At 63.3% G+C, this 17,037-nt stretch carries 14 protein-coding genes; 9 read left to right on the forward strand and 5 right to left on the reverse strand.

Translation table 11 applies throughout. The annotated features are described in order from the left end of the window. Positions 1-24 precede the first annotated feature (24 nt). The 7 genes from JOH52_RS16095 to JOH52_RS16125 all read left to right on the forward strand — a co-directional run bounded on the left by JOH52_RS16095 (position 25) and on the right by JOH52_RS16125 (position 7,796). Positions 25-1,611 carry an ABC transporter ATP-binding protein gene (locus JOH52_RS16095; protein ID WP_003533224.1) on the forward strand — a complete coding sequence of 529 codons (1,587 nt, stop codon included), beginning with the start codon at positions 25-27 and terminating at the stop codon, positions 1,609-1,611. After that, entirely contained in the window at positions 1,601-2,695 is a 1,095-nt protein-coding gene (locus JOH52_RS16100; RefSeq protein WP_010969385.1) for an ABC transporter permease, read from the forward strand. Before JOH52_RS16095 ends, JOH52_RS16100 begins: the two co-directional genes overlap by 11 nt. Further along, positions 2,695-3,615 carry an ABC transporter permease gene (locus JOH52_RS16105; RefSeq protein ID WP_003533228.1) on the forward strand — a complete coding sequence of 307 codons (921 nt, stop codon included), beginning with the start codon at positions 2,695-2,697 and terminating at the stop codon, positions 3,613-3,615. Before JOH52_RS16100 ends, JOH52_RS16105 begins: the two co-directional genes overlap by 1 nt. A 46-nt stretch (positions 3,616-3,661) precedes the next feature. Beyond that, positions 3,662-4,732 carry a BMP family ABC transporter substrate-binding protein gene (locus JOH52_RS16110; RefSeq protein WP_013844471.1) on the forward strand — a complete coding sequence of 357 codons (1,071 nt, stop codon included), beginning with the start codon at positions 3,662-3,664 and terminating at the stop codon, positions 4,730-4,732. A gap of 172 nt (positions 4,733-4,904) precedes the next feature. Beyond that, positions 4,905-5,654 carry a FadR/GntR family transcriptional regulator gene (locus tag JOH52_RS16115; RefSeq protein WP_010969383.1) on the forward strand — a complete coding sequence of 250 codons (750 nt, stop codon included), beginning with the start codon at positions 4,905-4,907 and terminating at the stop codon, positions 5,652-5,654. A gap of 132 nt (positions 5,655-5,786) precedes the next feature. After that, entirely contained in the window at positions 5,787-7,079 is a 1,293-nt protein-coding gene (locus tag JOH52_RS16120) for a hemolysin family protein (RefSeq protein WP_010969382.1), read from the forward strand. A gap of 126 nt (positions 7,080-7,205) precedes the next feature. After that, positions 7,206-7,796: a hypothetical protein gene (locus tag JOH52_RS16125; RefSeq protein ID WP_014529501.1), complete on the forward strand. Its 591-nt coding sequence runs from the start codon at positions 7,206-7,208 to the stop codon at positions 7,794-7,796. Positions 7,797-7,854: 58 nt separating this feature from the next. Here JOH52_RS16125 and JOH52_RS16130 read toward each other — a convergent pair whose 3' ends face one another. The 5 genes from JOH52_RS16130 to JOH52_RS16150 are packed head-to-tail and all read right to left on the reverse strand — an operon-like array spanning position 7,855 to position 13,318. Continuing rightward, positions 7,855-9,075 (reverse strand): molybdopterin molybdotransferase MoeA, encoded by a 1,221-nt coding sequence (locus JOH52_RS16130; RefSeq protein ID WP_010969380.1) that lies wholly within the window; start codon positions 9,073-9,075, stop codon positions 7,855-7,857. After that, positions 9,075-9,569 (reverse strand): cyclic pyranopterin monophosphate synthase MoaC, encoded by a 495-nt coding sequence (moaC, locus tag JOH52_RS16135; RefSeq protein WP_010969379.1) that lies wholly within the window; start codon positions 9,567-9,569, stop codon positions 9,075-9,077. Before moaC ends, JOH52_RS16130 begins: the two co-directional genes overlap by 1 nt. Next, complete coding sequence (gene trpC / locus JOH52_RS16140; protein WP_010969378.1) at positions 9,569-10,384, reverse strand: indole-3-glycerol phosphate synthase TrpC; 816 nt, start codon at positions 10,382-10,384, stop codon at positions 9,569-9,571. The genes moaC and trpC overlap by 1 nt, the downstream gene beginning before the upstream one ends. A gap of 9 nt (positions 10,385-10,393) precedes the next feature. Continuing rightward, positions 10,394-11,407: an anthranilate phosphoribosyltransferase gene (trpD, locus tag JOH52_RS16145; protein WP_003533254.1), complete on the reverse strand. Its 1,014-nt coding sequence runs from the start codon at positions 11,405-11,407 to the stop codon at positions 10,394-10,396. 18 nt (positions 11,408-11,425) lie between these two features. Next, on the reverse strand, positions 11,426-13,318 hold the full coding sequence (locus JOH52_RS16150) for a peptidylprolyl isomerase (RefSeq protein WP_013844469.1): 1,893 nt from the start codon (positions 13,316-13,318) through the stop codon (positions 11,426-11,428). Positions 13,319-13,670: 352 nt separating this feature from the next. Between JOH52_RS16150 and JOH52_RS16155 the strand changes: the two genes are divergently transcribed. Both JOH52_RS16155 and glmU read left to right on the forward strand, forming a co-directional pair. Next, a complete protein-coding gene (locus tag JOH52_RS16155) occupies positions 13,671-15,317 on the forward strand; it encodes a Na/Pi cotransporter family protein (RefSeq protein WP_010969376.1) in 1,647 nt (548 codons plus the stop codon). Positions 15,318-15,472: 155 nt separating this feature from the next. Beyond that, positions 15,473-16,843: a bifunctional UDP-N-acetylglucosamine diphosphorylase/glucosamine-1-phosphate N-acetyltransferase GlmU gene (gene glmU / locus JOH52_RS16160; protein WP_003533259.1), complete on the forward strand. Its 1,371-nt coding sequence runs from the start codon at positions 15,473-15,475 to the stop codon at positions 16,841-16,843. The last annotated feature ends 194 nt before the right edge of the window (positions 16,844-17,037 follow it).

Below are 17,037 nucleotides of genomic sequence, written 5' to 3' on the forward strand. Positions count from 1 at the left end.
ATCGAAGAGGGGAAAGAGGGCAGCGTGCCTGAAAAGGGACAAACCGCGAGCGGCCCGCTGCTGGCCGTTCGCAACCTTACGAAATTGTTCGGCTCGTTCGCGGCCTGCAATGCAATCGATCTGCAGATAGAACCCGGAGAAATCCACGCGCTGCTCGGCGAGAACGGCGCGGGAAAGTCGACGCTGGTGAAGATGCTGTTCGGCGTGCTCGCGCCGAGCGCCGGCGAGATCATGTGGCAGGGGGCGAATGTCCGCATCGCCAGCCCGAGCGACGCCCGCCGGCTCGGCATCGGCATGGTCTTCCAGCATTTCTCCCTGTTCGAGGCCCTGACGGTCGCCGAGAACATCGCCCTTTCCATGGACCGGGCCGTTTCGCTCGCCCGCGTCGCCGAGGAGGCGTCACGGCTGTCGCGCATCTATGGCCTGCCGCTCGATCCGAAGGCACATGTCGCCGATCTCTCCGTCGGCGAAAGGCAGCGGATCGAAATCGTCCGGGCTCTCCTGCAGAACCCGCAGCTCATCATTCTCGACGAACCGACTTCGGTGCTGACGCCGCAGGAAGCGGACCGCCTTTTCGAGACGCTGCAGAAACTGCGATCGGAGGGGCGTTCCGTCCTTTATATCAGCCATCGTCTCGAGGAAGTGCAGCGCATCTGCGACCGCGCGACGGTGCTGAGACACGGTAAGGTAACCGGCGCCTGCGATCCGCGCGCGGAAACGCCCGCCTCTTTGGCAAGAATGATGGTCGGCAGCGATGTCGCGGTCGTCACACCGGAGGGCACGAGCACCAGAGGCGACGTGCAATTGGAGGCGCGGCATCTTACGGTCGCGGCGCGCACGCCCTTTGCGGTCTCGCTGAAGGACATCTGCCTGAAGGTCAGGGCGGGCGAGGTACTGGCGATCGCGGGAGTGGCCGGCAACGGGCAGAGCGAGCTTTTCGACGCGCTTTCGGGCGAATATCCGTTGGCCGACGACGATGCCATCCAGATCCGCCAGCGGCCGGTCGGGACCAGGAACATCAATGCGCGCCGTCTGATGGGCGCCGGATTCGTGCCGGAGGAACGCCATGGGCACGCCGCGGTCTCGGCGCTGTCGCTCTCCGACAACCTTGTGCTCGCGCGCAGCCAATCGGATCGCCGGGCTTTCCTCGGCGGCGGCGCACTGAAGATCATCCGCCACGGCGCCGTCAAGGCGGCGACGAAGCGGATTGCCGAGGCGATGGACGTGCGCAAGAGCGGCGAGGACCCGCCGGCCGGTTCGCTGTCGGGCGGCAATCTGCAGAAATTCATCGTCGGACGGGAACTCGACCGGCAGCCGGCCGTGCTCGTCGTCAACCAGCCGACCTGGGGCGTGGACGCCGGGGCGGCGAGCCGCATACGCCAGGCCCTCGTGGATCTCGCAAAGGCCGGTTCCGCCGTGCTGGTGATCAGCCAGGACCTCGACGAGATATTCGAGGTGGCGACGGAGATCGCAGTGATCAGCGACGGGCGTCTTTCCGATCCCTATCCTGCCCGCGAACTTTCGCGCGAAAAGATCGGCCTCCTGATGGGCGGCATGCATGGCCAGGCGCAAGGCCAGGCCGAAGGCGAGGGAGCGGCGCATGCGCATTGAACTCGAAAAGCGCGCGAAGGCCTCGACGCTGTTTTCCATCCTTTCGCCGTTCATCGCATTTGCGCTGACCATCGTCTTCGGCGGCGTGATGTTCGCACTTCTCGGCAAGAATCCGGTAACCGCGCTCTACAGCTTTTTCGTGGAGCCGCTGAGCGAGGTCTGGTCGCTGCACGAACTCGCGATCAAGGCGGCGCCGCTGATCCTGATCGGCGTCGGGCTCTCCGTCTGCTTCCGCTCCAACAACTGGAACATCGGCGCAGAGGGTCAGTTCATCATGGGCGCAATCGCCGGCTCGGCCCTGCCGGTACTCTTCTACGATTGGCAGTCACCGTTGATATTGCCGCTGATGATGCTTCTCGGCATGCTTGGCGGAGCGCTCTTCGCGGCGATACCGGCCTTCCTGAAGGCGCATATGAATACGAACGAGATATTGACGAGCCTGATGCTGGTCTATGTGGCCCAGCTCTTTCTCGACTGGCTCGTACGTGGCCCTTGGCGCAACCCGCAGGGCATGAACTTCCCGGAAACGCGAACGTTCGGCGCGGATGCGATCCTTCCCGAAATGCTCGCCTCGGGGCGTACGCATTGGGGTTTTGCCTTCGCGATCATCGCGGCGGTGCTGGTGTGGTTCATGATGCGCTATACGTTGAAGGGCTTCGAAATCACCGTTCTCGGCCAGTCCGAGCGGGCAGGGCGCTTTGCCGGCTTTTCCTCGCGCAGGATGATCTGGTTCTCGATGCTGTTTTCCGGCGCGCTGGCGGGGCTCGCCGGTATTTCGGAAGTGAGCGGCGCCATGCAGCAGCTGCGTCCGGTGATCTCGCCCGGTTACGGATTCACGGCTATCATCGTCGCGTTCCTCGGCCGGCTCAATCCGCTCGGAATCGTGGCCGCCGGTCTCGTCCTGGCGTTGACTTATCTCGGCGGCGAGGCCGCGCAGCTTTCGATCGGCGTATCCGAAAAGGTGACGCGCGTCTTCCAGGGGCTGCTGCTGTTCTTCGTGCTGTCTTGCGACGCGCTCATTCACTACCGCATCCGGCTGGTGTGGGACCGCTTCGCAGCGGTCAGGACGGAGGAGGCGCACTGATGGGCATAGTCGAAGCAATCCTCTTCAGCGTCATCACGGCTGCGACGCCGCTGGTCCTCGCCGCCCTGGGCGAACTCGTCGCCGAGCGGTCCGGCGTGCTCAATCTCGGCGTCGAAGGCATGATGATCATGGGAGCTGTCTGCGCCTTCGCGGCGACGCAGCTCAGCGGCTCGCCCTATGTCGGAATTCTTGCCGGCATTGCTGCCGGCGCCGTGTTTTCGCTGCTGTTCGGCTTCCTGACGCTGACGCTTGTTGCCAACCAGGTAGCGACCGGCCTGGCGCTGACTCTCCTCGGGCTCGGCGTTTCCGGGATGCTCGGAGAAAGTTTCCTCGGCATGCAGGGGATCAAGCTGCAGCCGATCGCGATCCCGCTCCTGTCGAAGATACCCGTGGTCGGACCGCTTTTGTTTCGGCAGGACGCCATATTCTATGCGTCGGTCGCGATCGTGGTGGGCGTCCATCTGTTTCTGTTCAGGAGCCGTGCGGGATTGAAGTTGCGGGCGGTGGGCGACAGCCACGCCTCGGCCCACGCCCTCGGCGTGAACGTCATTCTCACCCGCTACCTGGCCGTTCTTTTCGGCGGCGCCTGCGCCGGACTTGCCGGCGCGCAACTGTCGCTCGTCTACACGCCTCAATGGGTGGAGAACATGTCGGCCGGCCGGGGCTGGATCGCGCTGGCATTGGTGGTTTTCGCCTCGTGGCGGCCCTGGCGAGTCGTCGCCGGAGGATATCTCTTCGGAGCCGTATCGATCAGTCAGCTTCATGCCCAGGCCTTCGGCATCGGCATTCCCTCGCAGTTTCTCACTGCGCTTCCCTATCTCGCGACGATTGTCGTACTCATTCTCATATCGCATAACCGGCGCATGACCCTGATCAACACGCCGGCATCGCTCGGCAAGCCGTTTGTGCCGGACCGGTGAAGAACAACAGCCAGACGGACATTTCTCAAACCGACAGAGGTCAAAAATGAAAAAACTACTCGTCGCCCTCGCAACCACCGTCGCCGTGCTCGGCATCGCGCCGGCCGCAAGCGCTCAGGAAAAGGCAAAGATCTGCTTCATCTATGTCGGCTCGAAGACAGACGGCGGCTGGACCCAGGCCCACGACATCGGCCGCCAGGAGCTAGAAAAGGAACTCGCCGACAAGATCGAAACGCAGTTCCTGGAAAACGTGCCGGAAGGTCCGGACGCCGAACGCGCGATCGAGCGCCTGGCGCGTTCCGGCTGCGGCCTGATCTTCACCACCTCCTTCGGCTTCATGGATGCAACGATCAAGATCGCGGGCAAATTCCCGGATGTGAAGTTCGAGCACGCGACCGGCTACAAGACCGCGCCGAACGTCGCCACCTATAACAGCCGTTTTTACGAAGGCCGTTACATCCAGGGCCAGATCGCCGCGAAAATGTCCGAAAAGGGCGTTGCCGGCTATATCGCCTCCTTCCCGATTCCCGAGGTGGTGATGGGCATCAACGCCTTCGTCATCGGTGCCCGGGCGGTCAATCCGGATTTCAAGATCAAGGTCGTATGGGCGAACACCTGGTTCGATCCGGGCAAGGAAGCGGACGCCGCCAAGGCGCTCATCGATCAGGGTGTCGATATCATCACGCAGCATACCGACACGACCGCGCCGATGCAGGTCGCCGCCGAGCGCGGTATCAAGGCCTTCGGTCAGGCATCCGACATGATTGCCGCCGGCCCGCAGACGCAATTGACTGCGATCGTCGATACCTGGGGCGCCTATTACGTGAAGCGCACCAAGGCCTTCCTCGATGGAACGTGGTCGACGACTTCGAGCTGGGATGGTCTGAAGGACGGCATCCTGACCATGGCGCGCTACACGAACATGCCTGATGACGTGAAGGCGATGGCGGAAGCGACGGAGGCGAAAATCAAATCCGGCGAGCTGAAGCCGTTTACCGGTCCGCTCAACAAGCAGGACGGCAGCCCGTGGCTGAAAGAGGGCGAAACTGCCGACGACGCGACGCTGCTCGGCATGAACTTCTATGTCGAAGGCGTCGACGACAAGCTGCCGCAATAGTCGAACGTCCGAAACACGGCAACCCCGCGCCTCGCGCGCGGGGTTTTCTATAGTCCGACCCGGCCTACCTGCAGCTCTCTGCAGGCCTTTCAGGAATCGTCTATTCGATCTAGTGTTGATCGTCGCCGGCAAGAATCACGCTGACGATGAGGAGTTTCCTGGGGAGGATTGGTTGAAGAGCGTGCTTGAGACCGTGATATCCGGCACGCCGAAGCGGACGAGCCATGCACAGGTCGTGGATCAGCTCGGCAAGGCGATCGTTTCGGGCGAGTTCCCGGTCGGCAGCATTCTCCCCGGAGATCCTGAATTGGCGCTGCGTTTCCGCGTCTCGCGGACGGTACTGCGCGAAGCGATGAAGACGCTTGCCGCCAAGGGCATGATCGTACCGCGCGCCCGGATCGGCACACGCGTCACGCCCCGCAAGGAGTGGAACCTCTTCGACAGCGACATTCTCACCTGGCACTTCGCCTGCGGCGTCGACGAGGATTTTCTCTATCATCTGAGCGAGGTGCGGCTGGCCTTCGAGACGCATGCCGCGGCACTGGCCGCAAGAAACGCATCGGACGCGGAAATCGCGGGGATGATGCGGCTCGCCGTCGCCATGGGCGAGGCGAGTCACACCCCCGAGAGTCTCGCCGTAGCGGACCTCAAGTTTCATCTCTCCGTCATCGAAGCGTCCGGCAATCCCTTTCTGCGTACCGTCGGCGGCTTGATCGAGGCAGCCCTTGTGGGCGTCTTCAAGCTCAGTTCGCCGACCGCCGAGAAAGGCGGTATCGACGAGGTTGCGCGCAACCATATCCGCATCGTCGAGGCGATCGGCAAAAGGGACGAGGCGGCTGCACGCCTGGCGATGGAGCACGTGATCAAGGTGGGGCGTGCGCGTATCCGTCAGGCGCTGAGCGGAGGCAAGGCGAAGGCTTGACCGGAACCTCGTCGCGCACCTTAGCTCCTGCCGTGAAATCCTGCAGGTGACCTTGCCCGAACTTGCGGCTTAGCCTATCTGGGATGGGGGCAGTCGCGAGGCCGCCCCTTTTTCAACGGTGAACCGGAGACTATGTTCGAGCTTCTTGTCATTTTCCTTCTGCTTTTGATCAACGCTTTCTTCGCGTTGTCGGAAATGGCAATCGTCTCGGCAAGCAAACCGCTGCTTCGTCAGATGGTGAAGCAGGGCAACCGGCGCGCGGAGGCCGCGCTCAAGCTCGCCGAGGACCCGGGCAAGTTCCTGTCGACGGTACAGGTCGGCATCACCCTTGTCGGCATCCTCGCCGGCGCCTATGGCGGCGCGACGATCGCTGCCAAGATTGCGCCGTTCCTGAACGACATCGGCTGGATCAGCCCTTACGGCGACACGATCGCGGTCGCACTGGTCGTCACGCTGATTACATTTCTGTCGGTGGTCATCGGCGAGCTCATCCCCAAGCAGCTGGCGCTCCGAAATCCCGAAGGGCTGGCCATGTTCGTCGCCGGTCCGATGGCGCTGCTTTCGCGTATCGTGGCGCCGGTCGTCTATATTTTCGAAACGGCGGCCTCTATCGCGATGCGGCTCATGGGCATGAGGCCGGAAGATTCCGATCGGGTCACCGAAGAGGAAGTGCAGGCCATCATGGCGGAAGGCGTCGAAAGCGGCGCCATCGAGAAGAGCGAGCACGAGATGCTGCGGCGAATCATCCGCCTCGGCGACCGCAACGTCAAATCGATCATGACACACCGTACAGAGGTGAGTTTCATCGACGTTCACGACAGCCTGGAGACGATCGGGCAGAAGATCCGGCAGTTCGGCCACTCGCGTTATCCGGTGATCGACGGCCCGTCGGGTGATGTCATTGGCGCGGTCCTTGCCAAGGAGATATTGAATGTTGCGCCGGCCGCGCCTTTCAACATCCGCGATTATGTCCGCGAAATTCTTACCCTGCCGGAGACGGCCTCCTGTCTGAAGGCGCTCGAAGCCTTCAAGTCGTCCAGTATCAATATGGCGATGATCGTCGACGAGTACGGGAGCACGGAGGGGATCATCACCACCGCCGACATCCTTGAGGCGATCGTCGGCGTCATCCCTTCGAATTATGATAATTCGGAGCACGCCCTCATTCGCCAGCGCGACGATGGCAGCTATCTCGTAGACGGACGGACGCCGATCGATGAAATCCACCTCCAGATCGGCATCGATGGAATCGACGCGGACGGCGATTTCGAAACCATAGCCGGCTTCCTGGTGCAGCAGTTGCGCAAGACTCCGGAGGAGGGCGACACCGCCGAGGCGCACGGCTATCGCTTCGAGGTGATCGACATGGACGGCCGACGCATCGACAAGATCCTCGTCAGCCGGGCCGGTGAGGCACTCTCATGACGCGGGTTTCCGCGACATTCCGCCTCTCAACTCATCAGAATCGATCACATTCATGATTTCAGGTCGATCCGACCTAAAATCACCGTGATCCGCCTGGAAGTAGTCCAGGATGGATGCGCGCAGGCGATGCAGATGGCAGCGAAGGCGGAGAATCGTAACGGACGCGGGAGACTCTGGAGGAGAGCGGCGTGGGGCGCGGCCGCAGCGCTTATGCTGCTGCCCTTGCTGGCGATGCAAGTCACGGAGGAAGTGGCCTGGGATGTCGCCGATTTCGCTATCTTCGCAGCCATGCTGATCTCCGCAGGCGGCGTCTACGAGTTGTCAGCGAGGTTCTCGGCCAGCAGCGCATACCGCGCCGCCATCGGCCTTGCGCTCGCGACAGCATTCCTCCTGACGTGGGTGAATCTCGCGGTCGGCATCGTCGGGACCGAGGATGACCCCGCCAATCTCCTCTGTGGCGGCGTGCTGGCGGTCGGCATCATCAGCGCCTTCATTGCGCGCTTCCGGCCGGCCGGAATGGCACGTGCTTTCTTCGCAACGGCGCTCGCGCAGGCGCTGGTCGCCGCGGTCGCGGTGGCCGCAGGAATGGGTTACCCGGCAAGTCCGCCGCTGGAGATCCTTGCCGTCAATGCCTTGTTCGCAATGCTCTGGCTCGCATCGGCTTCGTTGTTTCGGAAAGCGGCGCGGGAAAAAACTCCCGCCGGCAGGGCGCCGTAGCTCAGCTCTCCAGCCTTTTTCGCCGATCGCTGATCGTTTTCGCCACCGCGACGTCAAGTCAGGCGGGATCTCTGAGCCTGAAAACGCTGCATGCCTCTCCGCTCGCGGCTTCGGGAGCACCCGGTCGCCGCACGATCAGCCCATCGGATTGCGCGAAAATGCTGACCATGGACGAATCCTGGCGCGGGAAGGGATGCGCTACGAGCGAACCGTCCGCCTCGAGCGTGAGGCGGGCACGTATATAATCCTGGCGCCGGTCATTGGCCGGCAGCGTTGCGGCGAGCCGTGCATCGACCAGTCTCGAACGGGGCGGCAGATGCGCAAGCTTGCGCGTCAGAGGTTCGAGGAAGAGCAGGGCGCAGACGAGGCTCGAAACGGGGTTTCCCGGAAGGCCGAGCACCGTGACGCCGTCGAGATCCCCGACCATCAGCGGTTTTCCCGGTCGCATGGCGATGCGCCAGAAATCAAGCGTCATGCCGCAGCCGAGAAGCGTCGACTGGACGAGATCGTGATCGCCGACCGAAGCTCCTCCGAGGGTGACGAGCACGTCCACCTGGGCTGCCTGTGCCTTGGCGACGGCGCCGGCGATCGCTGTCCGATCGTCGCCGACGATGCCGAGATCAAGAACTTCGGCCCCGTTGTCGCGGGCAACCGCAGCGATCCCGAAACTGTTCGAAGCGATGATCTGGTCGGGGCCAAGGGAACTTCCCGGCGGCAACAATTCGTCGCCCGTGGCGATGATTGCGATTTTCGGTCGCGCGAAAACCGGCAGCTCCCGATGATTCATGCCGGCCGCGAGCGTCAGGCGGCCGGCGTCGAGTGCGCTGCCGGCGGAAAGCGCGACGTCACCCGCCAGGAAATCCTGGCCCGCCAAACGGATGTGGCGGCCCTTTGCCGGCGCAAACAGGGTGCGGATGCGTCCGTCCGGCAGTTTTTCCGTGTCTTCCTGAATGATGACGGTATCGGCGCCTGCAGGTACCGGCGCGCCGGTGAAGATGCGTACGGCCTCCCCGCCCTTCACGCCGCCGCGAAAACGGCGTCCTGCGGCGGACTCGCCGACAACGGAGAGCTCCGCTCCGACTTCGGCGATATCCTCGTGGCGGACGGCATAACCATCCATCGCGGAATTGTCGAAAGGGGGGTGGGTCAGCTTGGCCGCTACGTTCTCGGCAAGCACCCGTCCGAGGCATTCATGCAGCGCAAGGCGCTCCGTCCGTCGCAGCGGATTGGCCCTGGCCAAAATTCTCTGTAGTGCTTCCTCGACCGAAAGAAGCGACATCAGCGCATCTCTCCCGCGCGGTGATAATCGCCGGAGCGCCCGCCCGACTTGCTGACCAGCCGCACGCCGCCGATTTCCATTTCCCGGTCAGCGGCCTTGGCCATGTCGTATATCGTCAGGCAGGCGACGCTGACGGCAGTCAACGCCTCCATTTCGACACCCGTCCGTCCGGTCAGCTTCGCCATTGCCTCGACGCGCAAACCGGGAAGGGCGTCGTCCGGCGTGATATCGACGGACACTTTCGTCAGCATCAAGGGATGGCAGAGCGGAATGAGGCTGGATGTCTGCTTGGCGGCCATGATGCCTGCGAGCCGTGCGGTCGCGATAACGTCGCCCTTCTTGGCATTGCCTTGGCGAATCAGAGCCAGCGTCTCCGGCTTCATCCTGACGAAGCCCTCCGCGACAGCGACACGGACCGTCTCGGCCTTGTCGCCGACATCGACCATGCTGGCTTCGCCGGCGCTGTCGATATGGGTGAGGGCCGGCCCGCTCATCACTCTGCCGCCATGATGCTTGCCGAGCCGGTCAGCAGCGCACGCGTCGCCGCCTCTACGTCGTCCTTCCTCATCAGGCTTTCACCGACCAGGAAGGTGGTAATCCCGCTCTTCTCTAGGCGCCGGCAGTCTTCGTGCGTGAATACGCCGCTTTCGCCGACCAGGAGACGGTCTGCGGAAACCATTGCCGCGAGCCTTTCGGAGACGGCGAGATCGACCTCGAACGTCCTGAGATTGCGGTTGTTGATCCCGACGAGCGGAGATGACAGGCGAAGTGCTCGTTCCATCTCTTCCGCGTCGTGTACTTCGACGAGGACATCCATGCCGAGTGCAAATGCGGCTTCTTCCAGCCGGCGCGCATCATTGTCGCCAAGCGAGGCCATGATCAGCAGAATGCAATCGGCGCCCCAGGCGCGCGCTTCGAAAACCTGATAGGTGTCGAACATGAAGTCCTTGCGCAGAGCCGGGAGCGGGCAGGCCTCGCGTGCCTTCGTCAGGAACTCCGGCGCACCCTGGAAGCTCGGCGCGTCGGTAAGGACGGAGAGGCAGGCGGCGCCGCCCGCGGCATAGGCCTTCGCCAGTTCCGGAGGATCGAAATCCGGGCGGATCAAACCCTTCGAGGGGCTCGCCTTCTTGATTTCGGCGATCAGCCCGAACTCGCCTTTGTCCCGCCGGGCCGCAAGCGCGGCGTGGAAACCGCGCGGCGCGGACTGATCGGCGGCCCGCGCCTTCAACTCTTCGAGCGGAACGCGCGCTTTCGCGGCGGCGATCTCCTCTCGCTTATAGGCTTCGATGCGGCGCAGGATATCCGTCATGTCTTCTCCTCAAGCCGCGTTCGAGACGGTGATCAACCGCTGCAAGGCGACCTTGGCGCCGCCGCTCGAAAGCGATTGCCGGGCCAGCGCCATGCCTTCGGACAGGTCGCCGGCGCGCCCTGCTATCATCAACGAAGCGGCGGCATTCGCAAGGGAAATGTCCCGGTAGGCATTTTCCGCACCGTCGAGAACGGCCTGCAACGCAGCGGCATTATGGGCTCCGTCTCCGCCCTTCAAGGCATCGAGCGACACCCGTTCGAGGCCGAAATCGGCGGGCGTCAGCTCGAAGTTGGTGATCGTGCCGTCCTTGAGCGCGGCCACTTTGGTCACGCCGGTCGTGGTGATCTCGTCGAGCCCTTCGCCATGCACGACCCAGACGCTTTCCGAACCCAGATCGCGGAGCACTTCCGCGAGCGGGTCGACCCATTGCGGCGCGTAGACACCGACGAGTTGCTGCCTGACGCCGGCCGGGTTGGCGAGGGGGCCGAGCAGATTGAAGATGGTCCTCGTTCCGAGTTCCACCCGCGTCGGACCGACGTGGCGCATGGCCGAATGGTGCTGCTGGGCGAACATGAAGCCGAGACCGGCCTCGGCAATGCAGCGCGAGATCACCGCAGGCCCGATATCGAGATTGACCCCGAGGCACGAGAGCGCATCGGCCGTTCCGGACTTCGAGCTGAGCGCACGGTTGCCATGCTTGGCGACCGGTACACCGGCACCCGCGACAATCAGCGCGGCCAGCGTCGAAATGTTGTAGGTACCGGCACCGTCGCCGCCGGTGCCGACGATGTCGATCGCACCGTCGGGCGCTTCCACGGGCAACATGCGTGCGCGCATCGCGCCGACCGCACCCACGATCTCGTCGACCGTTTCGCCGCGCACCCGAAGCGCCATCAGAAAACCGCCGATCTGCGATGGCGTGGCGGCTCCGGACATGATGATCTCGAAGGCCGCGCGCGCATCTTCGCGACTCAGTGCCTCGCGCGCTGCGACTTTGGCGACGAACGGCTTCAAATCACTCATGAGTTCGCTTCTCCGTCGTCACCGTTGCGCCAGTGCCGTTTCGGCAAGCGACTGGTTGATCGAAACGCCATAGGCAGTTTGCAATGTGGAGACCATCTGATCCAGGATGTCGTCGCCGCTCGCGCGCGCAATCGCTTCGATCTGGCTGCTGTCGTTGTCGAGGGCGTCCGCAGGCGCCTTCTCTTCGACCGCCGTAACCTGCATGAGCACCTGGCCGTCGCCGCCGATCCCCGGGGCGTTGGCGACGTGGCCGTTCGGACCGGCGAAGGCCGCGATCACCGCGGCAGGGCTCAGGGTCGCATCGTTGGTCGCGCGGGTCAGCCCGGTCTTGCTCTCGACGACAAGGCCGAGTTCGCTTGCGATATCGGCGAGCTTGGCGCCCTTTTCGATACGTTCCTTGAGTTCCTTGGCCTTGGCGGCCAGTGCCGCGCGCTGCTGTTCCGCGGTCCAGTCGGCGGCCACTTCGTCGCGAACTTCGTCAAGCGTCCGGTCCCGGGCCGGAATGATCTCCTCGACGTCGAACCATGCGGAGCCGTCCCGCCCGATATTGACGGCAAGCGTATCCGTTCCGACATCGGCCTTGAAGACTTCCTGGAGAAGGGCGCGCGGTTCCGGAAGATCCTTCACTTCGTCGCCGTTCTGATCCTTGCCGGAAGCGTCGACGGCGTCGACCGTGACGAGCTTGAGCTTCAGCTGTTCGGCGATCTCCTTTACGGACACGCCGCCGGCGCGTTCGTCTTCGATCTTGTCATGAAGACCGACGAGCTGCTCGCGCGCGGCGTCGAGGGCGATTTCCTTGCGCAATTCTTCCTTGACTTCGTCAAAGCTGCGAACGGCATCGGGCCGGATGTTGGTTACGCGCAGGATGACCGGGCCGAATGCACCTTCGACGACGGGCGTGGTGCCGCCATCCTGGGCAACGGCAAAGGCTGCGTCGGCAATCTTTGCGTCCGGCATGCGCTCCTTGGTGAAGTCGCCGAGGAGTACATCTGCCGACGTCTTGCCCTCGGCCTTGACCAGATCGTCGAAGGAGGTGCCGGCGGCAAGCTTGGCGGCCGCGGCGTCGGCGGCCTCGCGCGACGGGAAGGTGAGCTGCTCGACCGTTCTGGTTGCCGGCGTGCGGTAGCTCTCCTTGCGCTTCTCATAATCGGCGCGAAGCTCTTCCGAGGTCACGGCGTCCGGTGCGGCCAGGTCCTCGGGCTCCAGCTTGATGTAGCTGATCTTGCGGTATTCCGGAGCGCGATAGTTCGCCTTGCGGCTTTCGAACCAAGGCGCGAGAACGTCGTCGCCCGGCGTTTTGACCGCGTCGATATTTGCGTTGGAGAGCAGAAGATAGTCAATCGTGCGCGTCTCGTGGCGGTACTTGCCAATGGCGTCGACGAGTACCTTGGGCGCCGTGTAACCGTCCGTGAGCGCATCGACGATCTGCGATCGAACCGCGACCTGGCTGCGGTTGTTGATGTAATCCTGCTCGGTCAGACCGGCATTGCGCAGCACGCTCGAAAATGTCAGACGGTCGAACTGCCCGTTGGCGCCGTGGAAGGCCGGGTCTTCGCCGATCAGCCGCGCAAGCCTGTCTTCCGAAAGACCGAGATTCATGTCGGTAGCGAGCTGGTCGAGTGCAGCACCCGCGACGAGCTGGGCGTAGACCTGGTTCTCGACCCCGAAGGCTTGGGCCTGCTGGCGCGACAAAGGCGTACCGAGCTGGCGCGAGAGCAGGGCGACCTGCCGTTCGTAAGCCAGGCGAAAGTCGCTCGCCGACACCTTGACGTCGCCGACGGTGACCACCGCGTTGGGCGTGTTTGGCACCATCAATGTCTGACCGCCCCACACCATGAATGAGAGGATGAGAAGGGCCAGCAGGCCTTTGACGACCCGCGTCTGGGCAGCGTTTCTCAGGGAGTCGAGCATGGGGGCAGAAAACCTCGTTGGGATGCGCTGGCATTACGCCGAATGAATTCGTTCCTTAGAACAAACCAGAGAGGAATTGAAGGCCGGTTCGTCGCAAATTGCGGCCGGCGGAGTTGAACTTGCCAACCCGTCGCCATGGCCGCGCGCCTCAGGGCTCCCGGGGCATTCAAGAGCAAAGGCCGCAAAAGGCGCTAACGACGAAGGCAATGTCGGAATTCGTTAGCCGGCAACTTAAAGCGCGCTGCAAATTAAGCGTTGGAAGCGCGTCCCGCTGTGGCAAACTGATGGGAATCGTTTCTTCGATACTCGACCGGGACTTTCGATCCGCCGGCCATTACGGGAAATCACCTCCATGCAGTCCACGATCGTGATGGTCAATCTCTTCGGTGCAGTGGCGCTGCTGCTCTTCGGCCTTTCGCTGGTCAAGGACGGGGTGACGCGTGCCTTCGGGGCGCGGCTGCGGGCAGCTCTTGCGCGCGGAACGAACGGTCCCTTCCGGGCTTTTTTGACGGGGCTCGTCGCAACGCTCGGGCTCCAGAGTTCGACGGCCACGGCACTCATGACGGCCTCTTTCGTCGAGAAGGGGCTGATCCGTTCGCAGATGGCGCAGATCGTGCTGCTGGGCGCCAATGTCGGCACCGCGATGACGGCCTGGATCGTCGCACTCGGCATCGGATGGCTTTCGCCGCTGCTCATCCTCGCAGGCGTGGCCACGCACCGCCTGAGCCGGTCGAGCGCGCGCCAGGGCGCCGGCTATGCGCTCGTGGGCATCGGTCTGATGCTTTTGTCGCTAGAGCTGCTCGGCGCAGCGACCGAGCCGATGCGCCAATCCCAGGCTCTGGGAGCATTTCTCGGAATGCTCGACAACGCCTTGCCCGTGGCGATGATCATTGCGGCCGGTCTTGCCTTTGCGTCATCGTCCAGCCTCGCCGTCGTCATGCTGGTGCTGTCGCTTTCATCCGCGGGCGTGCTTTCTCCCGTATTGACGGTCGCGCTCGTGCTCGGTGCCAATCTCGGTGGCGCAATCCCGCCGGTCATCACCACGCTCGGCTCGCCGCCCGCCGCCCGCCGGGTCACGCTGGGCAACCTCGTGGTGCGCGGCATCGGCTGTCTCATCGCCCTTCCGGCGGTTGGCGCCAGCGCCGACTTCCTGCAGAGCCTGCCGCTGCCGCGCCAGAACCTGCCCGTCGACGTGCACCTGCTTTTCAATCTGCTCCTGGCGATGGTTGCCTGGCCGTTCGCGGGGTTGCTCGCCCGCACCATGAACCGCTTCTTCCCCGACGACGAAGCGACGGAGACCGGGCCGCGCTACCTCGATGAGGCGGCGCTCGATACACCGGTCATGGCCCTTTCCGGAGCCACGCGAGAGGTCCTGAGGGTGGGCGACCTGATCGAGGTCATGCTGATGCGGGCCTCCGAAGCGTTCAGCAAGAATGACGTCAACGAACTGGGCGACATCGAGAACATCGAACGGCAGGTCGACCTCCTGCAGCAGGAGGTGAAAATCTTCCTTTCGCGGCTGGGGCGCGATGGCCTGAACGAGGAGGACGGGCGCCGCTCGATCGTGATCATCGACTATGCCATCAATCTCGAGCACATGGGCGACATCATCGAAAAAGGTCTCTGTGAACAGATCGCCAAGAAGGTGAGGGGCGGCTTGCGGTTCTCGGAGGACGGCTATCAGGAGCTGAAGGGGCTTTTCAACCTCACCATCGATAATCTGCGCATCGCACAGACCATCTTCGTCACGCGCAACGCCGACCTGGCGCGTCATCTCATCGAGGTCAAGGTGGACGTGCGGCATATGGAAAAACGCTCCGCGGAGCGCCACCTGGAGCGGTTGCGCGATGGCCTTCTCGAAAGCCTGCAAACCAGTTCGCTGCACCTCGATATGCTGCGGGACCTGAAGCGCATCAACGCGCACATCGCCTCCGTCGCCTATCCCATTCTGGAGGAGAGCGGCCTGCTCACCGAAAGCCGGCTGCGGCCGCCGGGCTGATATCATACGGTTTGAACCGGATTAACGCGACGTGATTGTGCGAATTATGGTTCTCGCAATATGTTGCTGATAGGAACGCGCAAAAAGCGCGCGGGCAGAGGCGCGAGACGCCGCGTCGAAGAAATGTCCCGAGAGGGTATCAAGGAGATCAGAGTATGGAACGGACTTGCCTGGCGATCATCCTGGCAGCTGGCGAGAGCACGCGGATGAAATCGGCCATGTCGAAGGTGCTGCATCCGGTCGCGGGGCGGCCGATGATCGCCCATGTCGTCGACGCCCTGGCGAGTGCATCGATCTCGGATGTGGCGCTGGTCGTCGGGCGCGATGCGGACGCCGTATCTGCCGCCGCGGCAACCGACGAAGTGGCCGTCACCTCCTTTCTGCAGAAGGAGCGACTTGGCACCGCCCACGCGGTGCTTGCTGCCCGCGAAGCGATCGCGAAAGGCTATGACGACGTTCTCGTTGTTTTCGGAGACACGCCGCTTATCACCGCCGCACCTCTGAAGGCAGCGCGCGACGGTCTCGCGGCCGGAAACGACGTCGTGGTGATCGGCTTCCAGGCGACGGATCCGACCGGGTACGGGCGTCTCATCGTGAAGGATGGAGCGCTGGTCGCCATCCGTGAACACCGGGACGCCTCCGACGAGGAGCGCCGCATCACCTATTGCAATGGCGGGCTGATGGCGATCGACGGCCGCAAGGCGCTCGATCTGCTTAACCGGATCGGCAACGCCAATGCGAAAGGCGAATACTACCTGACCGATCTCGTCGAGATCGCGCGCTCCCTCGATGGCCGTGCAATCGCTGTCGAAGCGCCCGAGGAGGAACTTACCGGCTGCAATACCCGCGCCGAGCTTGCCTATATCGAGCGCCTCTGGCAGCAGCGCCGTCGTCACGAACTGATGCTGGCGGGCGTGTCGATGATCGCACCCGAGACCGTCTTCCTCTCATGGGACACCGCACTTGCCCAGGACGTTCTCCTGGAGCCGAACGTCGTCTTCGGGCCCGGCGTGCGCGTGGAAAGCGGTGCGGTCATCCACGCCTTCTCCCATCTGGAAGGCGCTCACGTCCGTGCCGGCGCTACGGTCGGACCTTTCGCGCGCCTGCGCCCGGGTGCCGACCTCGGAGCGAAATCGAAGGTCGGCAATTTCTGCGAGGTGAAGAACGCAGAGATCGGTGCCGGAGCCAAGGTCAATCACCTCACCTATATCGGCGACGCCTTTGTCGGCGCCGGATCCAATATCGGGGCCGGAACCATTACCTGCAACTATGATGGCGTGAACAAGCATGTCACCCGCATCGGCGCGAACGCCTTCGTAGGCTCCAATTCGTCGCTCGTCGCTCCGGTTTCGATCGGCGACGGGGCGCTCGTGGCGTCCGGAAGCGTGATCACGGAAGACGTGCCGGCGGATGCGGTCGCTTTCGGCCGTGCGCGCCAGGACGTGAAGCCCGGCAGGGCGCCGATATTGCGCGAGCGCTACGAGGCGGAAAAGGCAGCCAGGAAGCGGGCCAAGGCTGCGGAGTAGATGCATTAAATATTGAAACTGAAAGTGAAATCGAAACGGATTGCGTCGCGACGCAATTTCGCTACCAAGGCTTTCAACAGGCACCTGCGGCGCCGCGCGTTTGTCGGACGCGCAATGGTCGCTGCAGCATTTTAGATTTGCTGCATATTCCTGTCCTCGAGCCGGTACGATTCGGGGAAACATGCAGTGGTCGT

This window comes from Sinorhizobium meliloti (assembly GCF_017876815.1).
GTDB classification, from domain to species: Bacteria; Pseudomonadota; Alphaproteobacteria; order Rhizobiales; family Rhizobiaceae; genus Sinorhizobium; species Sinorhizobium meliloti.

What these genes read in the sequence shown, in the direction of transcription:
- JOH52_RS16100 (WP_010969385.1), top strand. Translation starts at nt 1,601, where the DNA reads ATGCGCATTGAACTCGAAAAGCGCGCGAAGGCCTCGACGCTGTTTTCC.
- JOH52_RS16105 (WP_003533228.1), top strand. Translation starts at nt 2,695, where the DNA reads ATGGGCATAGTCGAAGCAATCCTCTTCAGCGTCATCACGGCTGCGACG.
- JOH52_RS16110 (WP_013844471.1), top strand. Translation starts at nt 3,662, where the DNA reads ATGAAAAAACTACTCGTCGCCCTCGCAACCACCGTCGCCGTGCTCGGC.
- JOH52_RS16120 (WP_010969382.1), top strand. Translation starts at nt 5,787, where the DNA reads ATGTTCGAGCTTCTTGTCATTTTCCTTCTGCTTTTGATCAACGCTTTC.
- JOH52_RS16125 (WP_014529501.1), top strand. Translation starts at nt 7,206, where the DNA reads ATGCAGATGGCAGCGAAGGCGGAGAATCGTAACGGACGCGGGAGACTC.
- JOH52_RS16130 (WP_010969380.1), bottom strand. Translation starts at nt 9,075, where the DNA reads ATGTCGCTTCTTTCGGTCGAGGAAGCACTACAGAGAATTTTGGCCAGG.
- moaC (WP_010969379.1), bottom strand. Translation starts at nt 9,569, where the DNA reads ATGAGCGGGCCGGCCCTCACCCATATCGACAGCGCCGGCGAAGCCAGC.
- trpC (WP_010969378.1), bottom strand. Translation starts at nt 10,384, where the DNA reads ATGACGGATATCCTGCGCCGCATCGAAGCCTATAAGCGAGAGGAGATC.
- trpD (WP_003533254.1), bottom strand. Translation starts at nt 11,407, where the DNA reads ATGAGTGATTTGAAGCCGTTCGTCGCCAAAGTCGCAGCGCGCGAGGCA.
- JOH52_RS16150 (WP_013844469.1), bottom strand. Translation starts at nt 13,318, where the DNA reads ATGCTCGACTCCCTGAGAAACGCTGCCCAGACGCGGGTCGTCAAAGGC.
- JOH52_RS16155 (WP_010969376.1), top strand. Translation starts at nt 13,671, where the DNA reads ATGCAGTCCACGATCGTGATGGTCAATCTCTTCGGTGCAGTGGCGCTG.
- glmU (WP_003533259.1), top strand. Translation starts at nt 15,473, where the DNA reads ATGGAACGGACTTGCCTGGCGATCATCCTGGCAGCTGGCGAGAGCACG.